Source organism: Enterococcus ratti (assembly GCF_001886195.1).
In the GTDB taxonomy this organism is placed as follows: Bacteria; Bacillota; Bacilli; order Lactobacillales; family Enterococcaceae; genus Enterococcus_B; species Enterococcus_B ratti.
Genome location: NZ_JXLB01000005.1, coordinates 1 through 17,889 on the forward strand (window position 1 = coordinate 1; position 17,889 = coordinate 17,889).

Sequence of the window (17,889 nt, forward strand, 5' to 3'; positions counted from 1 at the left end):
AACGTTTCGATTACTTTTGAATAAACGCCAGTTGACTCAAACACAATACTTGGCGTTTCAGGCAAAGCCAAAATTTCTTGCAGTAAAGTGCTAAACCCTGATTTTGTATGAAGAATCTCTCCCTCAAAAAGGCAAAGATCATCCAAGCACTTTGTAACTTTTCCCATAGAAACATCTAACACAAGTACATAAGCCATTCTTTTCATCTTCTTTCTTTTTGTCTGAAAGGTTCTTCACTGTTTCATTTCGTCCCTAATTTCCTAAACACGAGCTTAAAGCCCCAACATACTTAAACCAGTTTTTAAAATGACAGTGAAGGAGACCGTTTTTTTGTAGGAACTCAAGATCCATGAGGCCATGGTCGATCTTCCTTTCACTTCCTAACTATAAACCTAAAAACGGAAAATAGAGGGTAAAGTCATCTGTCGATGACTTTACCCTCTAATCTTAGCATGTTTTAAGTGCCGTTTATACTAAAAATAAAATATCTCCATTTGCGCCTACCTTTTAGGCTAGATAAGACAAAATAATCGCTTGATATTTTTCTATCATATCTAAATAATTATCAATTTCTACATACTCGTCTATTTGATGAGGAAGCGTAGCAACACCCGGTCCGAATACAATAAAATCAAATTCATTTGCTGCTTTTACAAATTCAGCTGCATCTGTTGTTCCCGCTGCTCCTACTAAAGGCAGAGGACGCTTAAATTGTTCTTGAATGCAGTCGATTAAAGAAGATGCTGGATTTGCTTTCACAGGAATTTTATTGTAATCGATCGTTAATTCTAAACGGTATTCCGTCTCTTCATTTAACTCATCAATCAATTTTTGTAATAAAGCAATAACCTGATCATTAGGAAATTCTGGAATTGAACGAATATTTCCTTGAAGCTTTGCTTGACTAGGAATACTATTCACCTGATTGCCACCACTAATTACTGTAACATTATGAATTGTTTTTCCTAAAATAGGATTTTTGTACGTTTCAGCAATTTGTGTCATTCGCATATTCGCCTTTGTAATAAATTCATTTAAATGATTGATCGCATTGTATCCCTCTTGCGGCATCGAACTATGTGCTTCTTTTCCTTTTGAAACCACTGTATAATTGATTGAACCCATATGAGTATACATTAAGTTATAGTTGGTGGGTTCACCAATAATTAGCCCGTCTAAATCATTCGCATAGCCTTTTCTTGTTAACTGTTCACTACCAAGTTCACCGATTTCTTCTCCTACAGTAGCTAATAATTTAATTGTTCCATTAAATTTTTTTTCCGCTTCTTTTAATTCGATCATGGCAATAACCATCGCCGCCAATCCACTTTTCATGTCTGTAGTGCCGCGTCCATACAAACGATTTCCTTTTATTTCTGCTGAAAAAGGTTTACAAGACCACATACTTTCATCCCCTGCTGCTACTACATCCATATGACCGGATAAACCTAATACTTTTCCCTCATTTCCCTTTTTATAGCTAGCAACTAAATTATCTCGCCCATTCGCATAAGAAATAAGTTTTCCTTCAATTCCATAGCTTTCTAATAAATTCTTTAAATATACAGCTACTTCTCCTTCGTTGTCATTCACTGATTTAATTCGAACAATATCCTGTAAAATAGCAATTTTTTCTTCTTTTTTCATGACATTATTACTCCGATCCTTTTTTATCTCATCATACGCCACATCCTTTTTAATCACAACAATTTTTCTATTACCTTTCCAGTTTTTACGAATCAATCATCTTTTCATCTGTGAATGATTTTTCATCGCTTCTTTAATAAACGATAAAGTTTGTTCATAACATTTTTTTGATTCTGGCAAGGCATAATCAAATTGGTATTCATGATTGATTTCTTTTTTGCTACTTTTAAAAAATAATCCTTCTACTGGTACATTCAGTTTTTTTAACTTACTTTCTAAGGCAATTCCTTGTTCTTGAAAAGAATATACATTTCCGTCTGTAATATATGTTGGTGGAAAGTCTTTAGTGACATGGTCGACTAAACTTGCCTGAAATAAACGTGCGTCATTTTTCCAATCTTTTTGTCCTAATAAAGACCAAGCTACCGTTTTGACAAAAAATCGCATCAATCGATTATCAGTCTGCTGATTTGCCACTTGTTGCAAATCAACTGGACCACAATAAGAAATCGCCCCTTTAATGTTTTCTTTCTGTAAGAGTCGTTTCATGTTCATCGCTTTTGCATAACTTTTATTGGTTTGAATAGTCACATATTGTAAAGCAATCTGAGCTCCGGCACTATCTCCACCAAAGATAATCGTTGATAAATCCAATGAGTTTCGTTTGTCTTTTTTCAACTGTTGAACAAGTTCATTAACTTGAATCACTTGATCCGGATATTGAGAGCTTGGAGCTGGTTCATAATTCATTGCTACTACCGCTACCTGTGCATCCGCAGATAATTTTGTTGCAAATTCTTGCACGCCAATTTTATCCCCGCTTACATACCCTCCGCCATGAACCCAAATAACTACGGGGACAGCTTGCTCACTCTTTTTTGGATAATAGATATCGTAATTATTCTTCTTATATTTAGATGGATATCCAACATCTGCTATTATATTTGTTGCTTTCTTAGCTTTAAAATAATTTTTATTATCTGTAATGGTTACTGTGTCACTAAACAGATGTCCAATGACATAAGCCCCCGGTCTTGGTGAAACCTGAAATGCTAGCACGATTAATAAAATGATACTAATCATTAAAATACCTAACCATTTTAATCCTTTAAAAATTTTAACTTTCATCCATTTTCCTCATCATCTGTTTTCTTTATTTCTTGATAACATCTTAACAAGAAATAAAATTTTTGTAAAACTGATAAAATAGCAAAAAGATAAAAGCATTCTTCCCTAAATAATTTTTATTGCATAAAAAAATGCCCCTTTGATGTTATTAATTAACATCAAAGAAGCATTCTTTACATTTTTTAGAAACAGACGAGCAAAATATTTTTTCACCACATTTACCATTTTTGATGAATTGATAGCCCTACTTTTACAGTCTCTAAACTATTTATTTTTTAAATTATAGAAAGATTTCAAACCTTTATATTCAGCAACTTCACCCAATTGGTCTTCGATACGTAGTAATTGGTTGTATTTTGCAATACGGTCAGTACGGCTTAATGAACCAGTCTTGATTTGACCAGCATTTGTTGCAACAGCAATATCAGAAATAGTTGAATCTTCCGTTTCTCCAGAACGGTGTGAAACAACTGCTGTGTAACCAGCTTCTTTCGCCATTTCAATCGCTTCAAATGTTTCTGTTAACGTACCAATTTGGTTCACTTTGATAAGGATTGAGTTAGCAATTCCTTTTTCAATCCCTTCAGCTAATTTTTGAGTGTTTGTTACAAACAAATCGTCACCCACCAATTGAACCTTGTCGCCTAATACATCCGTTAATTTCTTGAACCCATCCCAGTCGTTTTCGTCTAAACCATCTTCGATTGAGATAATTGGATATTTAGAAACTAATTCTTCGTAGAATTTGATCATTTCATCAGTTGTTTTTTCGCCTTCGCCTGAATCAGCTAATACGTAAACACCTTTTTCTTTATCATAAAATTCTGAAGAAGCTGCATCCATTGCAAGAACGACATCTTTACCAGGCACATAGCCAGCTTTTTCGATTGCTTCGATGATCACTTCAAAACCTTCTTCATTTGATCCAAGGTTAGGAGCAAAACCACCTTCGTCACCAACAGAAGTAGCTAATCCGCGAGCTTTTAAAATTGAAGCTAATGCGTGGAATACTTCCGCACCCATACGTAGAGCCTCTTTAAATGTTGGAGCGCCAACAGGCATGATCATGAACTCTTGGAAGTCGATCGAGTTGTCTGCGTGTGATCCACCGTTGATGATGTTCATCATTGGAGTTGGTAATACTTTTGTGTTAAATCCGCCTAGGTAGTGGTATAACGGTACTTCTAGGTAGTCAGCAGCCGCACGAGCCACAGCAATAGATACACCTAAAATAGCGTTCGCACCTAATTTACCTTTATTAGGAGTTCCGTCTAAAGCAATCATCGCCTTATCAATAGCCATTTGATCACGTACATCATAGCCAATAATTGCTTCGGCAATAATGTTGTTTACATTGTCAACAGCTTTAGTTACACCTTTACCGCCATAGCGAGCTTTGTCACCGTCACGTAATTCAACTGCTTCATATTCACCAGTTGAAGCACCTGAAGGAACCATTCCGCGGCCAAAAGCTCCGCTTTCTGTATATACTTCTACTTCGATTGTTGGATTGCCACGTGAGTCTAGAATCTCGCGAGCGTAAACATCAGTAATAATTGACATGTCTTGTCTCTCCTTTGAGTATGTTTTTTCCTAAGGGATTTCCCTCATATACGATTTTAGTTAATTTTTTGCATTAGTGCAAACATTTCTTAGATTTTTCGTAAATTTTCACGAATTATTTTACAGCATCTAGTAATGCCAAGAATGAATCAGCTTGCAAGCTTGCGCCACCAACTAATGCTCCATCAACATTTTCTTTCGCCATATATTCCGCTATATTTTCTGGTTTTACAGAACCACCATATTGAATACGTACCGCATCAGAAACTTCTTTGCCATATAGTTTTTCAACCGTTTGACGAACCACGCCACAGATTTCATCGGCAATTTGTGCATCAGCTGATTTACCCGTACCAATCGCCCAAATTGGTTCGTAAGCAATAACCATGTTGCTTACTTGACCTTCTGTTAATCCTTGCAACCCTGCAGTGATCTGTCCTTCAATCCATTCGGCAGTTTTTCCTGCTTCGTATGTTTCTAAAGATTCTCCACAACAAAGAATTGGGATCATGCCATTTGCAAAAATAGCTTTGGCTTTTTTATTGATTTCTTCATCTGTTTCATGGAAGTATTCACGACGTTCTGAATGTCCAATAATCACATAATTCACACCTAAATCTGCTAAAGCAGCTGGTGAAGTCTCTCCAGTGAATGCACCTGAATTTTCCCAATAGCAATTTTGTGCGGCAATTTTTAATTCTGTTCCTTCGGATGAAACCAATAATTCTTGTAAGAATAAAGCAGGTGAACCAATAACAGAATCTACTTTATTCATTGAAGGAATTCTATTTTTCACAGCCTCTGCAAATTCTTTAGCTTCAGAAGCCGTTTTATTCATTTTCCAGTTACCAGCGATAATTGGTTTACGCATAATATGCACTCCTTATTCACAATGAAAGAGGAACACTAATGTTCTTCTTTCTATCCGTTTTATTTATCCATTGATCATTAACTCTGAGTATAGAAACTTCTGCGCTTACTCGTTGCAATGTATCAATTATTTGTCATTAATTGCGGCTAATCCCGGTAATTCTTTTCCTTCTAGTAATTCTAAGCTTGCACCACCGCCTGTTGAAATGTGAGTGAATTTATCTGCAAAGCCTAGTTGTTCGGCTGCTGCTGCCGAGTCACCACCACCAATGATGGTTGTTGCTCCCTCAAGGTTAGCAATTGCTTCACAAACGCCAATCGTTCCTTTAGCAAAGTTACTCATTTCAAAGACACCCATCGGACCATTCCATACAACAGTTTTTGCTCCTTGCAATGTATCGGCAAACAATTTCACTGATGCAGGACCAATGTCTAATGCCATCAAGTTGTCAGGAATATCTCCTTCCACCACTTGTGTTTCAACATCATTTGAAAACTCTGTTGCGCAAACATTATCAATTGGCAATACTAATTTTTCACCAGCTTTTTCGATCAGTTCTTTTGCTAATTCAACTTTATCAGTTTCTACTAAAGACTTACCGATCTTGATGCCTTTTGCTTCGTAGAATGTATAAGTCATTCCGCCGCCAATCAAGATTTTGTCAGCTTTAGGAATTAAGTTTTCAATGACACCGATTTTATCAGAAACTTTAGCACCACCTAAAATTGCGATCATCGGACGTTTTGGTTCTTCCACTGCTTCACCGATAAATTTGATTTCTTTTTCCATTAAAAATCCTGCCACTGTTGGAATCCCCGTGGAAGCAATCCCTACATTAGAAGCATGTGCGCGATGAGCTGTACCAAATGCGTCATTTACAAATACATCTCCCAATGAAGCCCAGTATTTTCCTAAGCCTGCGTCATTTTTACTTTCTTTTTTGCCGTCAACATCTTCAAAACGAGTGTTCTCAAAGACAACCACATCACCATCTTTCATATTGTTGATAGCTTCTTCTAATGCAACACCACGAGTTTCAGGAACAAAAGTAACTTCTTTGCCTAGCAATTCACCTAAGCGTTTTGCCACAGGTGCTAAAGATTTACCGGCTTTATCCTCTTCTGTTTTTACACGTCCTAGATGAGAAAAAAGAATGGCTTTTCCGCCTTGTTCAATCACATAGTTAATCGTTGGTAATGCCGCTTTGATACGTGTATCATCAGTAATCACTCCATCTTTTAAAGGAACGTTAAAGTCAACACGGACAAGAACTTTTTTATCTTTTAAATCAATATCTTTCACTGTTTTCTTAGCCATTTTATTGCCTCCTAAAGAAACTTATTATCAAAAAAAGCGGAAAGAAGCGCGATTGCTTCCCCGCTTTTAAGTTTACAAAGTTAGAAATTACATTTGTACGTTTGTCTATCTTATAAGTTAGCGAAGTATTCTAAAGTACGTACTAATTGTGCAGTGTAAGACATTTCGTTGTCATACCAAGCAACAGTTTTTACCAATTGTTTGTCGCCAACAGTCATTACTTTAGTTTGTGTAGCATCAAATAATGAACCATAAGTCATACCAACAATATCAGAAGACACAATATCATCTGTGTTGTATCCATAAGATTCATTTGATGCTTCTTTCATTGCTGCGTTGACTTCATCAACAGTTACTTCTTTTTCAAGAACTGTAACTAATTCAGTTAATGAGCCTGTTGGTACAGGAACACGTTGAGCCGCTCCATCTAATTTACCGTTTAATTCAGGAATAACTAAACCGATTGCTTTAGCAGCACCTGTTGAGTTAGGAACAATGTTTGCAGCAGCAGCACGCGCACGACGGAAGTCACCTTTAGGATGTGGTCCGTCTAATGTCATTTGATCACCTGTGTAAGCGTGGATAGTCGTCATTAAGCCTTCCACAACACCAAATTTGTCGTTCAATGTTTTAGCCATAGGTGCTAGACAGTTTGTTGTACATGATGCACCTGAAATAACTGTTTCTTTACCAGTTAGCGTTTCATGGTTTGTGTTATAAACGATTGTTGGCACGTCATTTCCGCCAGGAGCTGAAATAACTACACGTTTTGCACCAGCCGTTAAATGTTTTTCAGCAGCTGATTTTGAAGTGAAGAAACCAGTACATTCTAAAACGATATCTACACCTAATTCACCCCAAGGCAATTCTTCAGGATTACGGTTAGCTAAAACTTTCACTTCTTTGCCATTCACGTTGAACGAACCTTCGTGAACTTCAACTGTTCCGTTGAAACGTCCTTGTGTTGTGTCATATTTTAACAAGTGTGCTAACATTTTAGCATCTGTTAAGTCGTTGATTGCTACTACTTCAATTCCATCTACGTCTTGGATACGGCGGAATGCTAGGCGTCCGATACGTCCAAAACCATTAATACCTACTTTAACTGTCATTTAAGATTTCCTCCTTATTGAAAATCAAAAAAATATTTATTTTAAAGGGATACCCCTTTTAAAATCTCTTTTGCTGCGGCTTCATCAGTAATTAGCCACGTTTGTTTTGGTGCATTCTTCATATAAGCGCGAATAGCTTTTGCTTTGACCTTCCCTCCAGCAATTGCAAGAATAATAGGAATATTTGCTAAGCCTTTTAATTCTATGCCAATTCGAGGAACTTTATAAACGACTTCTCCATTTTCATTAAAGAAATAACCAAAAGATTCTGCTACTGCATTCGCCTGTTTCAACATGACTAATTCTTCTTCAGTCATTTTTCTTCGTGCCGCCATGTGAAGTGCACGTCCAATACTATGAATAACACAATTCGCCTGACTAATCAAGTTTAAAACCTCTTGAATCGACGGCTCATTAAGTAAAGAATTGTACGTAGCTAAACTCAATTGCTCTGGAACATACAATGCACGATGTTTTCCATTTGCTTTTGCAGCCATTCTAGCACTAATAGAATTTGCTTGAACAGTCACTGCTTCACCAATTCCTCCGCGAGCAGGTACAAACAAATTATGTCGCTGCTTGTTTTCCAAATTCGTCAACTGTTCAGCAACAACAGCCATTGTCGTCCCCCCCATTACAGCAATAATATTATTACCTTCTGGAAGTAGTAAATCCAATGCTTCAGTCAATGCTTCACCGAAAGCATCCGCTACTTTAGACTGTTCCTCACTATTTCCTGACACTACGATACAACGTTGATTCCCAAAATAATCAGCCAGTTTTTTTTCCGTCTGACGTCTTCCTAAAAACTGATCCATAAGACTTTCCAGATTCTGATAAGCCTCTTTGCCTTTTGGGGTCAAAGTCATGCCACTTTTAGAAGTATTGATTAACTCTAACTGCTTCAATAAATTTGTTTCTGTTCGTAATACGCGTTCTGTGATCCCCATGCTTTCTGACAAACAACGTCGACCGATTGGCTGCATCCAATAAATATTACGTAAAATTTTATAGCGTTTCTGTAAAACATTAATAATATCTGGTGCAACAGTTTCAATCATTTTTAATTCATCTAGCATAGCGATCTCCTTAGTTGGACAATATTTGTCCAATGTAGACTCAAAACGACCCATATACGATAAAAAAAAGAAAAATAATTTTTCCACATCTACAAAACAAATGAAAAGGAAAATTTCAACCTTACGTGTGTTAGTCTAACAGGTTTACTCATTTTTTTCAATAAAAAAGACTGGAAAAAACTTCTCATTTTTCCCAGTGCCATTTTAACTTATTTATCATAGCGTTTTCTTTTCGAGGAACTTGGAATTCCAAGCAAGTCTCGATACTTTGCAACGGTTCTTCTAGAAATAATTATTTCATCTTTTTTTAATAATTCCACTATTTTTTGATCTGAAAGAGGTTTACTTTTATCTTCTTGCTCTACCAATATCTGTATGTTCTTTTGTGCCATATCTGCCGATAATTCTGCTGCTTCTGCTCCATTTTTCTGAATCCTAGAGGTAAAGAATTTTTTAAGTTCAAAAACACCAAAATCCGTTTCTAAATATTTCCCATTGACTGCTCGACTAACTGTTGATTCGTGTACACCAATTTCTTTTGCGACTTCTTTTAAAGTTAAGGGTTTGATCGGTCTGTCTTTATTTGTAAAAAAAGCTTGCTGATGGGAAACAACGACTTGTGTAACACGTAAAATCGTGTCTCCTCGTTGTAAAATAGTTTTTTTCAACCAATCAAATTCTTGTTTTCGTTCTTTTAAGTATGCTTGTGTTTCTTTATCGGCTTTTTTTTGCATCTGATTAAAATAGTTTTCTTGAAAACGAACATCAGGCTGATTTCTTCGTTTGGATATGACACGAACGTTTCTTTCACGATCGACAATCACCTTTACATCTGGAACAATATAGGCTTCATTACTGCGTTCAAAAATGCGGCCGGGACTAGGACTCAACGTCTGGACGTAATCAAATACTCTTTGAACCTCACTTAATTCAATGGAAAAATGTTGAGCAATTTCTTTCCATTTGCGTTCAACTAGCCAATCAAAGCACTCTTCTAAAATAATGTAGGCTAGCTCTGGCGCAAAATCATCTCTTTCTATTTGCAACAATAAACATTCTTGTAAGCTTCTTGCGCCAACACCAGCCGGTTCTAGTTGTTGAATCAATGTTAAAGCATCTAAAATCTCAATCGAAGTCGCTTGTGTATTTTCTTGTGCTTGTTTCAAGTCAATCGTTAAAAATCCATTTAAATCGATATATTCCACTAAATAAAGAACTAATTTACGCAAAAAAGTATCCCGATAGTTCAAGTGAATCTGCTTGATCAAGGATTCAAATAATGAATGACTGGTATCTGGAATTTGATTTAAGTAATTTGTTTCTTCATTTTCATTTGATGTCTTGGTCTTTTGGACATCCGATTGCCACTCAGGTTCTACAACTTCTACCAAGGGATTTTCTAGTGCTTGACTTTCAACAAATGCCAGCAACTCTTCACTATTATATTGTAAAATTTGAATGGACTGTTGCAGATGTTGTGTCATGGCTAATTTTTGTGCTTGCTGTTGTTTTTGTGAAAAATTTTGTTGAAATTTCATTTTTTTGCCCATTCCCCTTGTAATTTTTTTTAAGTTTCGTTACAATTATTTCAGTGTTTGCGTCCTTAGTGTAGTGGATATCACGTAAGATTCCGGTTCTTAAGACGGGGGTTCGATTCCCTCAGGACGCGTTCATCGTTAGTTTAGCATATTTGAGCCTTTTTTGCTTAAAATTTTAGAGAATAAAGACTAGTCCTTTGTGAAAGCACTAGTTTTTTATTTATCTATGCTCTATTTAAAGTTAATCGCCAATGATTTTTCTCTTATCCTTTGACACCAACACAACATTTATACAACTTTTTTATGTTTCTTCTCAACCTTTTCATTTCACATACATTACATTTTAGTTAAATGAAAAAAGTCAATTCTATTCATCATAGGATTGACTTGTAAACTAAAATATCCTGATTTTTATTTCTTATCGTCATGACATCTTTTATGAAGACTTTTGCCAGTCAAAACCAGTCAAAAATAAGAGAGAAAACTTTTTAATGTTCTCCAGCTATTTAAAGCAACTAGCAGTCCTTGTCATTCATTTATTTCTTGTTACGAATGACAAGCTTATCTATTTATAGTGGCTAAATTTAATGTATTTTTTGTAAAGTTTATCAATTTTTTATCATGTGTAACAAAAACAATTGTCACTTGATGTTTAACATTCAATTTTCTTAAAATACTAAAAACCAATTCAGCATTTTTTTCATCAAGGTTTCCTGTAGGCTCATCTGCAAAAATATAAGTTGGTTTTTTTAAAATTAATCTTGCTAAAGCAACACGCTGCTGTTCTCCACCACTTAGTTCATAAACTTTTTTTTCCAAAATATCAACTAATCCTACTTCAGATAAACTATTTAACATGCATCTCTTTTTTTCCTTCTTATTCATCTTTTTTGTTTCCAATGCAATAAGCAAATTACTTGCAACACTTTCATCATTAATTAAACCAAAATTTTGAAAAATATAACCAATCTTCGTCTTTTGCAGTAAATGAACTTCTTTAGACTTAGGATTTTCAATTCCCTCAAAAATGATTTTTCCCCTATCAGGTTTTTCTAATAATCCTAAGAGATTTAATAAAGTCGTTTTTCCACTTCCACTTTCCCCATAAATACATAAAAAATCACCATCTTCAATCGTTAAGGATAATTGACTAAAAATTTCATTTTTACCATAGGAAATACTTACGTTTCTTACCTCTATCATTTCTACTCTCCTTTTTTTTCTATTGTGGTTTTGTGAATAGAAGTACTTAAATAATACATCGTGAACAAAGTGGTAAGTATTTCTAAAATACTCCAGCACGTAATTGCTAAAAGAATTGATTGTTTTTTATAGATAATGAATAATACTGTTACAAGAATGCCATCTAATAAGATATTTGGCATAATAATTGGAGAAAAAAGCTGGAGAAAAGAATAACCAAAAATTCTCTTAATGTGTAAGCTATATTTATATTTTTCTACAATCAATTGATAGGACGAAAAAACATTATAAATTTGAACGACGGTTAAACAAATTAATAGAAGACTTATCATATAAATAAATCGTCTTTTCGAATGTAATTCTTCTGCTCGAAAATTGTATATTGAAACGGTATTTTGTATACTTGGCAAAACATTTGTTTGAATGATCACGGGCAACAAATAATTAAATCCATCTTCTTTTATCGATTGAACAAAACAAGAATTCGTTAGCCAAGCTGCGTAAAAACTAGCATCTAAATTTCCCGTATCAACTATAGAAATTGGATCAATGATCGTAAAATCTTTTTTATCGATATTGGGATTATACGTAAAATAGTTTTGATGATTTTTCACATAGATAATATTTATCTTAGCTTTCTTTATTTTTATAGTTTCTCCTATAGGTTGTTTCAAAAAAGCAAAGTGTTCAAGATATCGCAAAGTAATTTCTTTTTCAAATTTTTTTAAAGAGCTGGGAACTAAAAGATTTAAGCAATCTGGTGAATCGATTAGTTTATCCATAGGAGATTTTCCTTGAACATCAACAATAGGATTATGAATAAAGTAATTTTTATTGATAACGATTGACTTTCCTGCTGGAGAAATCAACTGTTCAACATCACTTTTAGTATTCATTTCATAAAGAGGTTTTCCATTTGATAATTTTTCATAATTGGACGCATCTATTAAAAATAAGCCTTTTTTATCTGTCGCCTCAGTAAAAAAGTTTTTCAAATTTTTCTCGTAAGGACGATATTCCTCTAGATCATTTGTAATGAACCTTACTTGTACAGCATAGACATTTTTTGTATTCTCCCAATAAGCATTTTGATGTTGATATTGAATCAAAGCATACCGTTCGTTTAATAAAAAAGTACCTAAAACAATAATTGTTGTTGCAACAACTAATTTACAAAATAGATTAAAGGCAATTCCCCAATTGCTATAATTTTTCCCTTTTAAGTGTTTCGCATGATTCGACCGATAAATAAGTTTAATCAATAAGTAGATACTAAAAGAATAGATTATAATGAATAAAAGAGCCGTCAACAACAATAAAAAAGCAAAAGAAATGATAAAAGGAATTCCTTTATAAATTAAAAAAAAGTATGTAATTACGCTCAAGCTAGCAATCAATAAGGTAAACAAAAAAAGACGCATTATCGGAGACATAAAAGACTTTAAAATATTCTGAGTACTCCAACCAAATAGTCTTAACAGAGTAATTTTCTTATTTTGCTTAATAAAAAATTGGATCAATATTGCTAAATTAACTACAAATAATAAAAACCATACTAGGAATAATAAGTAACGATCTTGATCAAAAAGTGATTTACGAACATTTAAATCATAATTATTTGTGAAATCCGTTTTTATGGTTCCTAATTTATGAATGTCTTTAAGAAAAGTACGAATACTCTTTTGAGTATTTCCTTGGATATAATAAACACCTGAAATTCCTGTTTCAGGAATAGCTGCAAATTTTTTTAACTCTAAGTTTATTTTTGAATTTGTCCAAATGAAATCTTTTCTAGACTTTAAAGCCTCTGCGTTACTTCTGTTAGGATTTCCTAAAACAGTAAAACCATTTTTCATTGCTTGGTTTGTATATATTTTTAAGTTAGTATCACTAGAAAATATATATTTAAATAACCCAATTTGATTATTTTTTGCTGCTTTAATAAGATAATCAGCTTGTTTTTTCGGTTCTTTAACCACTGCATCAGATTCAACGAGAAGAGTAATTTTTGTTTTATCTTTATAAAGTAATTTATTTAATTCCAACTGATTAATAACTGAAAGAAAAATAAAAATGGTCAGTAGTAACTGTACTATAATCCCTATATAAACATACTTTTTCATAGCGACTCCTTTGATCCTTACTTAAATGGATAGCTTCATACTGTTATTTTTATGCTCTAATTAACGATAGTTGTAATATGCTTTATTTCCGCCCATGAGAGTCCATCCAACACTTGATTTACTCCATTGATTAGGATCTTTCCATCCCCCATCATTAAACGTCCCGTTTCCGTTTTCACACGAAGCATGTCCCTTTTTTGTATAGTGTTGATACTCTGAAATATTACGATTTCCACTCTTTCCTCTGCGCCACCAACCGCCACCTACTGCGCTTGAGTCATACCTTGGTGAAATCTCATCTTTTCTGTCTTGTGTTTCAACGACTGTAGTATAGCCATCTACATTTTCTTGTCCGCCCGAATAAAAAGAAGATTGTGCAGCATTAGCCATAGGAACAACTAATAAAACGGCCATTCCAGAAATTAACAAAGTGGTCATTATTATCTTTTTCATTTTATTTCTCCTTTTAGTATAAAGCTATCGATGTTATTATAACCATATGAAAAACACTTGTCAACAAACGAATAATATACAAAAAACTTATATATCAAAGTGTTCAAGATAATTTTTTTTTTTAGTATTTTGTTATATTAAATATAAATATAGTTATTTATAATTTTTTTATTAAAAAGAAGATGGAAAACTTTCTTTATTGTTTGCAAAAAAATAGCAGTTAATATTGACTATAATCAAAGAAAAAATTTTTTAACAATCCTTTGATAAACCCGATACACGCCTCATTCAAAATTTGAAATTCATATCCAAGTGACTTTAAAAAAACTGCAACTCTCCTTTTTAGGAGGGTTGCAGTCTCAAATAGGAAGACTTATTCTTCCGTAAATGTTTCGTCTTCGTAGTCTTCCTCATCATCGTCTATGATACTTAAATCCTCTTCAATGTTTTCTGGCAACTCTTCTTCATCATCGCTTGCATCATCTGCGCCTATTTCTTGCAAGTCAGAGTTATAAGCTGCGATTTCTTCATCTTCTTCGTCATCATCATCGAAAAGATCTTCTTCATCTTCTTCAGACAAATCAGTATCTTCCGGATCGTCATCATTATAATCAATTGCATCTTCATCATCATTGATAAAGGCATTAACTTTTTTACGTTTGCGGCGACGAGGAGTCTCTTCATCTTCTTCGTCAATCCCATGGTTTACTTCCTCATCAATTGAATCAATCGCATACCATGAACGCAAGCCCCAACGATTGTCGCCTAATGAAATAAAGCTACCATCAATATTTAAATCGGTATAAAATTGCGCGAGTGAATCACGAATTTCACTGTCTGATTTTCCAAGGTAAGTTTGAATTTGATTTGCTAGATCAGAAAAATCCATCACGTCGCCACGTTGTTCTAAGATTGCATGAGCTACTTCAATCATTGATAATTCGCTTTTGTTTGCACCTTCAAATACACTAATTTCCAATCAGGACACGTCCTTTCACAGTCTACTCTTTATCATACAAAATCACGCGTAAAAAATCAAACGTTTCTTTGTAATTTAAGCAGTAAAATCCAAAGTTAAGTAATATTCTCCTAATTTTTCAAGCCCCATAAAAAGCTCATACTCAATGATCACTTTTCCGGCCGTCGGGCGATCTTTCAAACTCACATGCAATGCTTTCGTAAATGTTGCAATTTGAAACATTCCATAAGGTGTTCGATAGGTCGTTTCTAAGCGCTCACGATACCCGAATTTAAGGCGCATTCTCATTTCCCCAGAACGGATTAGTTGAACATGACCATCTGGCATCAATTTGATCGTCACAGGAATTTTTTCTTCTGTATTTTCTTGGATTTCTTGGTATCGTATGTATAAAGTGTCCCCAATTTTAACCATCTGTCCTTTTAAGTCAAAGAAAAAGTCTTGATACTCTCCATTTTGTTGGACTTTTGTACGTAATTTAATTGAAATGGGTGTTCCTTGCGATTGTTCCATTTTACATTCTCCTTTACTTTTTATAGCTACATTGTTCCTAGTTTTCATTTATTTGTCAATTAACTCGTCTAAAAGAAGATTGATTTTTTTCGCAACTTTTTCTTTTTTTAGAGTATAATAAAATTGGTTGAAAAGAACGATAAACTGATTTTATGTAAAGGAGCAAATGCGATGAATCCAACGATCATCTTAGATCAAGAATTATACCAGCCAAATGATTTTACTCCTTTTGCTCTGACGGATATATTAACTGAGTATTCCAAAAAAAACAATCAAATTTTTTTACATTTTTGGCAATATGATCGAAATGCCATTCTTGGTATGAAAGATACTCGGGTCCCTTACTTTGAAGAAGGTATAACGGAGTTAAAAAAATTAGGCTACCAGCCAATCATTAGAAATTCTGGAGGATTAGGAATTATTTCAGATAAAGGAATCTTAAATATATCCCTTATTTTTCCACAAAAAGACTTTGAACCTTTTTCTATTGATGCAGCTTATCAAAAAATGCTAGCATTAACTCAAGCGGCACTTTCAAATACAGCAATCAAAGCTTTTGAAATTAGCCATTCTTATTGTCCCGGTACTTATGACCTTAGTATAAATGGCAAGAAATTTGCTGGGATTGCTCAACGACGAATAAAAAAAGGAATCTCTGTTATGATGTACGTCAGTGTAAATGGAAATCAACATGCAAGAGGAAAAGTAATGCGCGCATTTTACCAAGCAGCACTGCAAGAAACATTTGACACAGATGGCTATCCTGTAGTGATTCCAGATAGCATGGCTACCTTAGAAGAATTGCTTCACGTCTCCTTAACAGTAGAAGAAGTCAAACAAAAATTTAAAAATGCTTTAACTCAACTTCTCGGAGATAATTATTCACTGGATTCTTTTGCTTGGAAAAAAACGCACGTTTCTACTGAACAATGGTCTGCTCAAATCCAAAAGATGAACCAGCGAAATAGGATAAAGGAGTTTAATCATGACTGTACCTTATAAATATCAATTGTTACCTATAGAAAAAGTCTTCCGCGATCCTGTTCATAATTATGTTCATGTTCAGCATCAAGTAATTTTAGATTTAATTAATTCCAAAGAAGTGCAACGCCTTCGTCGCATCAAACAACTAGGTACTGCTTCTTTTACTTTTCATGGTGCAGAACACAGTCGATTTTCCCATTCGTTGGGCGTCTATGAAATTTCTAGGCGAATCTGTGATATCTTTTCCCGCAACTTTTCTCAAGAAAAAATTGGATTTAACGGTTGGAATGACCAAGAACGCTTAGTCACTTTATGTGCAGCATTGCTTCACGACATTGGTCACGGTCCCTATTCTCATACATTCGAGCATATTTTTCATACGAATCATGAAGAAATTACCGTAGCTATTATTACTTCTCCTGAAACAGAAGTTTACCAAATCCTTAATCGCGTAGAAGAAGGATTTCCAGAAAAAGTAGCTAGCGTAATCAAAAAAACATACCCTAATCCACAGGTCGTCCAAATGATTTCCAGCCAGATTGATGCAGATCGAATGGACTATTTATTGCGAGACGCCTACTTCACTGGTACAGAATACGGCACATTTGATTTAACACGTATTTTGCGAGTTATTCGTCCATACGAAGGTGGGATTGCTTTTTCTATGAACGGCATGCACGCAGTAGAAGACTATATTGTTAGTCGTTATCAAATGTACGTCCAAGTCTATTTTCATCCAGTTTCTCGCGGAATGGAAGTTATTTTAGAACATTTATTGCATCGTGCACATGAATTATATCAAGAAGAATCAGCTATTTTTGATGCGCATTCTCAGTTACTGTTGCCATTTCTTGAAGGAAACTTTACACTTGAAAATTATTTAAAACTAGATGATGGCGTTCTAGGAACCTATTTTACTCAATGGACGGAATTTACTGATCCGATTTTAAATGATTTAACCAAACGTTTTTTAAATCGAAAACCACTAAAATCTGCCACTTTTTCTGGTGATCCCTCTTCCTTATTGATCAAAGAAATGATGGCTCTTGTCGAAAAAGTTGGGTATAATCCTGTGTATTATACGGCCATCAATTCTAGTTATGATCTTCCTTATGATTTTTATCGTCCGGAAGAAGGACGTCATCGTACGCAGATTGAACTCTTGCGAAATGATGGATCTTTGGTAGAATTGTCAGAAGTGAGTCAACTTGTTGCGGCACTTGCTGGGCAAGAACAAGGCGATGAACGATTTTTCTTTCCAAAAGAAATGATTGACCCATCTTTACGAAGTCACTATGATCTATTTGACGAAACGTACCAAGAATTTGCAAGTCATATACGCAATGGTTCACTTAGTGAAGGAGCAAACTAAACATCAA

The 17,889-nt window shown here is 34.5% G+C and carries 15 protein-coding genes, 1 tRNA gene and 1 pseudogene; 3 read left to right on the forward strand and 14 right to left on the reverse strand.

What is annotated here, in order from left to right; genetic code table 11:
• The 9 genes and pseudogenes from RV14_RS03105 to rpoN form a co-directional block, all read right to left on the reverse strand.
• Positions 1-197, reverse strand: a pseudogene (locus RV14_RS03105) (IS110 family RNA-guided transposase); the annotation flags it as partial.
• A 310-nt stretch (positions 198-507) separates the two neighbouring features.
• On the reverse strand, positions 508-1,647 hold the full coding sequence (locus tag RV14_RS03110) for an ArgE/DapE family deacylase (RefSeq protein WP_071854968.1): 1,140 nt from the start codon (positions 1,645-1,647) through the stop codon (positions 508-510).
• Between the two features lie 96 nt (positions 1,648-1,743).
• Complete coding sequence (locus RV14_RS03115) at positions 1,744-2,775, reverse strand: alpha/beta hydrolase (protein ID WP_071854855.1); 1,032 nt, start codon at positions 2,773-2,775, stop codon at positions 1,744-1,746.
• A 264-nt stretch (positions 2,776-3,039) separates the two neighbouring features.
• Positions 3,040-4,338: a phosphopyruvate hydratase gene (gene eno / locus RV14_RS03120; RefSeq protein ID WP_071854856.1), complete on the reverse strand. Its 1,299-nt coding sequence runs from the start codon at positions 4,336-4,338 to the stop codon at positions 3,040-3,042.
• A 115-nt stretch (positions 4,339-4,453) separates the two neighbouring features.
• Complete coding sequence (tpiA, locus tag RV14_RS03125) at positions 4,454-5,209, reverse strand: triose-phosphate isomerase (protein WP_071854857.1); 756 nt, start codon at positions 5,207-5,209, stop codon at positions 4,454-4,456.
• Between the two features lie 126 nt (positions 5,210-5,335).
• A complete protein-coding gene (locus RV14_RS03130; protein WP_071854858.1) occupies positions 5,336-6,526 on the reverse strand; it encodes a phosphoglycerate kinase in 1,191 nt (396 codons plus the stop codon).
• A 110-nt stretch (positions 6,527-6,636) separates the two neighbouring features.
• Entirely contained in the window at positions 6,637-7,638 is a 1,002-nt protein-coding gene (gene gap, locus RV14_RS03135) for a type I glyceraldehyde-3-phosphate dehydrogenase (RefSeq protein WP_071854859.1), read from the reverse strand.
• Between the two features lie 41 nt (positions 7,639-7,679).
• A complete protein-coding gene (locus tag RV14_RS03140; protein WP_174544627.1) occupies positions 7,680-8,771 on the reverse strand; it encodes a sugar-binding transcriptional regulator in 1,092 nt (363 codons plus the stop codon).
• A gap of 155 nt (positions 8,772-8,926) precedes the next feature.
• Positions 8,927-10,255: an RNA polymerase factor sigma-54 gene (rpoN, locus tag RV14_RS03145; RefSeq protein ID WP_071854969.1), complete on the reverse strand. Its 1,329-nt coding sequence runs from the start codon at positions 10,253-10,255 to the stop codon at positions 8,927-8,929.
• 59 nt (positions 10,256-10,314) lie between these two features.
• Here rpoN and RV14_RS03150 point away from each other — a divergent pair.
• A tRNA-Arg gene (locus tag RV14_RS03150) sits at positions 10,315-10,386 on the forward strand.
• A 430-nt stretch (positions 10,387-10,816) separates the two neighbouring features.
• Here the strand turns inward: RV14_RS03150 and RV14_RS03155 are convergent.
• From RV14_RS03155 to RV14_RS03175, 5 genes are all read right to left on the reverse strand, one after another.
• The gene (locus RV14_RS03155; protein WP_071854861.1) at positions 10,817-11,458 is read right to left on the reverse strand and encodes an ATP-binding cassette domain-containing protein; all 642 of its coding nucleotides are present in this window, start codon (positions 11,456-11,458) and stop codon (positions 10,817-10,819) included.
• Positions 11,459-11,460: 2 nt separating this feature from the next.
• Positions 11,461-13,581: an ABC transporter permease gene (locus tag RV14_RS03160; RefSeq protein ID WP_071854862.1), complete on the reverse strand. Its 2,121-nt coding sequence runs from the start codon at positions 13,579-13,581 to the stop codon at positions 11,461-11,463.
• Between the two features lie 60 nt (positions 13,582-13,641).
• Positions 13,642-14,034: a lactococcin 972 family bacteriocin gene (locus RV14_RS03165; RefSeq protein WP_071854863.1), complete on the reverse strand. Its 393-nt coding sequence runs from the start codon at positions 14,032-14,034 to the stop codon at positions 13,642-13,644.
• A 373-nt stretch (positions 14,035-14,407) separates the two neighbouring features.
• Complete coding sequence (gene rpoE / locus RV14_RS03170; RefSeq protein WP_071854864.1) at positions 14,408-15,013, reverse strand: DNA-directed RNA polymerase subunit delta; 606 nt, start codon at positions 15,011-15,013, stop codon at positions 14,408-14,410.
• Positions 15,014-15,088: 75 nt separating this feature from the next.
• Entirely contained in the window at positions 15,089-15,526 is a 438-nt protein-coding gene (locus RV14_RS03175) for a YwiB family protein (protein ID WP_071854865.1), read from the reverse strand.
• Positions 15,527-15,697: 171 nt separating this feature from the next.
• Between RV14_RS03175 and RV14_RS03180 the strand changes: the two genes are divergently transcribed.
• Complete coding sequence (locus tag RV14_RS03180; protein ID WP_071854866.1) at positions 15,698-16,528, forward strand: lipoate--protein ligase family protein; 831 nt, start codon at positions 15,698-15,700, stop codon at positions 16,526-16,528.
• On the forward strand, positions 16,512-17,882 hold the full coding sequence (locus tag RV14_RS03185) for an HD domain-containing protein (RefSeq protein WP_071854867.1): 1,371 nt from the start codon (positions 16,512-16,514) through the stop codon (positions 17,880-17,882). The genes RV14_RS03180 and RV14_RS03185 overlap by 17 nt, the downstream gene beginning before the upstream one ends.
• Positions 17,883-17,889: the final 7 nt, after the last annotated feature.

Bases quoted from the DNA above. Each gene is read 5' to 3' on its own strand.
- gap (WP_071854859.1), bottom strand. From the start codon at position 7,638: ATGACAGTTAAAGTAGGTATTAATGGTTTTGGACGTATCGGACGCCTA.
- rpoN (WP_071854969.1), bottom strand. From the start codon at position 10,255: ATGAAATTTCAACAAAATTTTTCACAAAAACAACAGCAAGCACAAAAA.
- RV14_RS03155 (WP_071854861.1), bottom strand. From the start codon at position 11,458: ATGATAGAGGTAAGAAACGTAAGTATTTCCTATGGTAAAAATGAAATT.
- RV14_RS03130 (WP_071854858.1), bottom strand. From the start codon at position 6,526: ATGGCTAAGAAAACAGTGAAAGATATTGATTTAAAAGATAAAAAAGTT.
- RV14_RS03160 (WP_071854862.1), bottom strand. From the start codon at position 13,581: ATGAAAAAGTATGTTTATATAGGGATTATAGTACAGTTACTACTGACC.
- RV14_RS03185 (WP_071854867.1), top strand. From the start codon at position 16,512: ATGACTGTACCTTATAAATATCAATTGTTACCTATAGAAAAAGTCTTC.
- RV14_RS03175 (WP_071854865.1), bottom strand. From the start codon at position 15,526: ATGGAACAATCGCAAGGAACACCCATTTCAATTAAATTACGTACAAAA.
- eno (WP_071854856.1), bottom strand. From the start codon at position 4,338: ATGTCAATTATTACTGATGTTTACGCTCGCGAGATTCTAGACTCACGT.
- RV14_RS03115 (WP_071854855.1), bottom strand. From the start codon at position 2,775: ATGAAAGTTAAAATTTTTAAAGGATTAAAATGGTTAGGTATTTTAATG.
- RV14_RS03180 (WP_071854866.1), top strand. From the start codon at position 15,698: ATGAATCCAACGATCATCTTAGATCAAGAATTATACCAGCCAAATGAT.
- RV14_RS03140 (WP_174544627.1), bottom strand. From the start codon at position 8,771: ATGGGTCGTTTTGAGTCTACATTGGACAAATATTGTCCAACTAAGGAG.
- RV14_RS03165 (WP_071854863.1), bottom strand. From the start codon at position 14,034: ATGAAAAAGATAATAATGACCACTTTGTTAATTTCTGGAATGGCCGTT.
- RV14_RS03110 (WP_071854968.1), bottom strand. From the start codon at position 1,647: ATGAAAAAAGAAGAAAAAATTGCTATTTTACAGGATATTGTTCGAATT.
- tpiA (WP_071854857.1), bottom strand. From the start codon at position 5,209: ATGCGTAAACCAATTATCGCTGGTAACTGGAAAATGAATAAAACGGCT.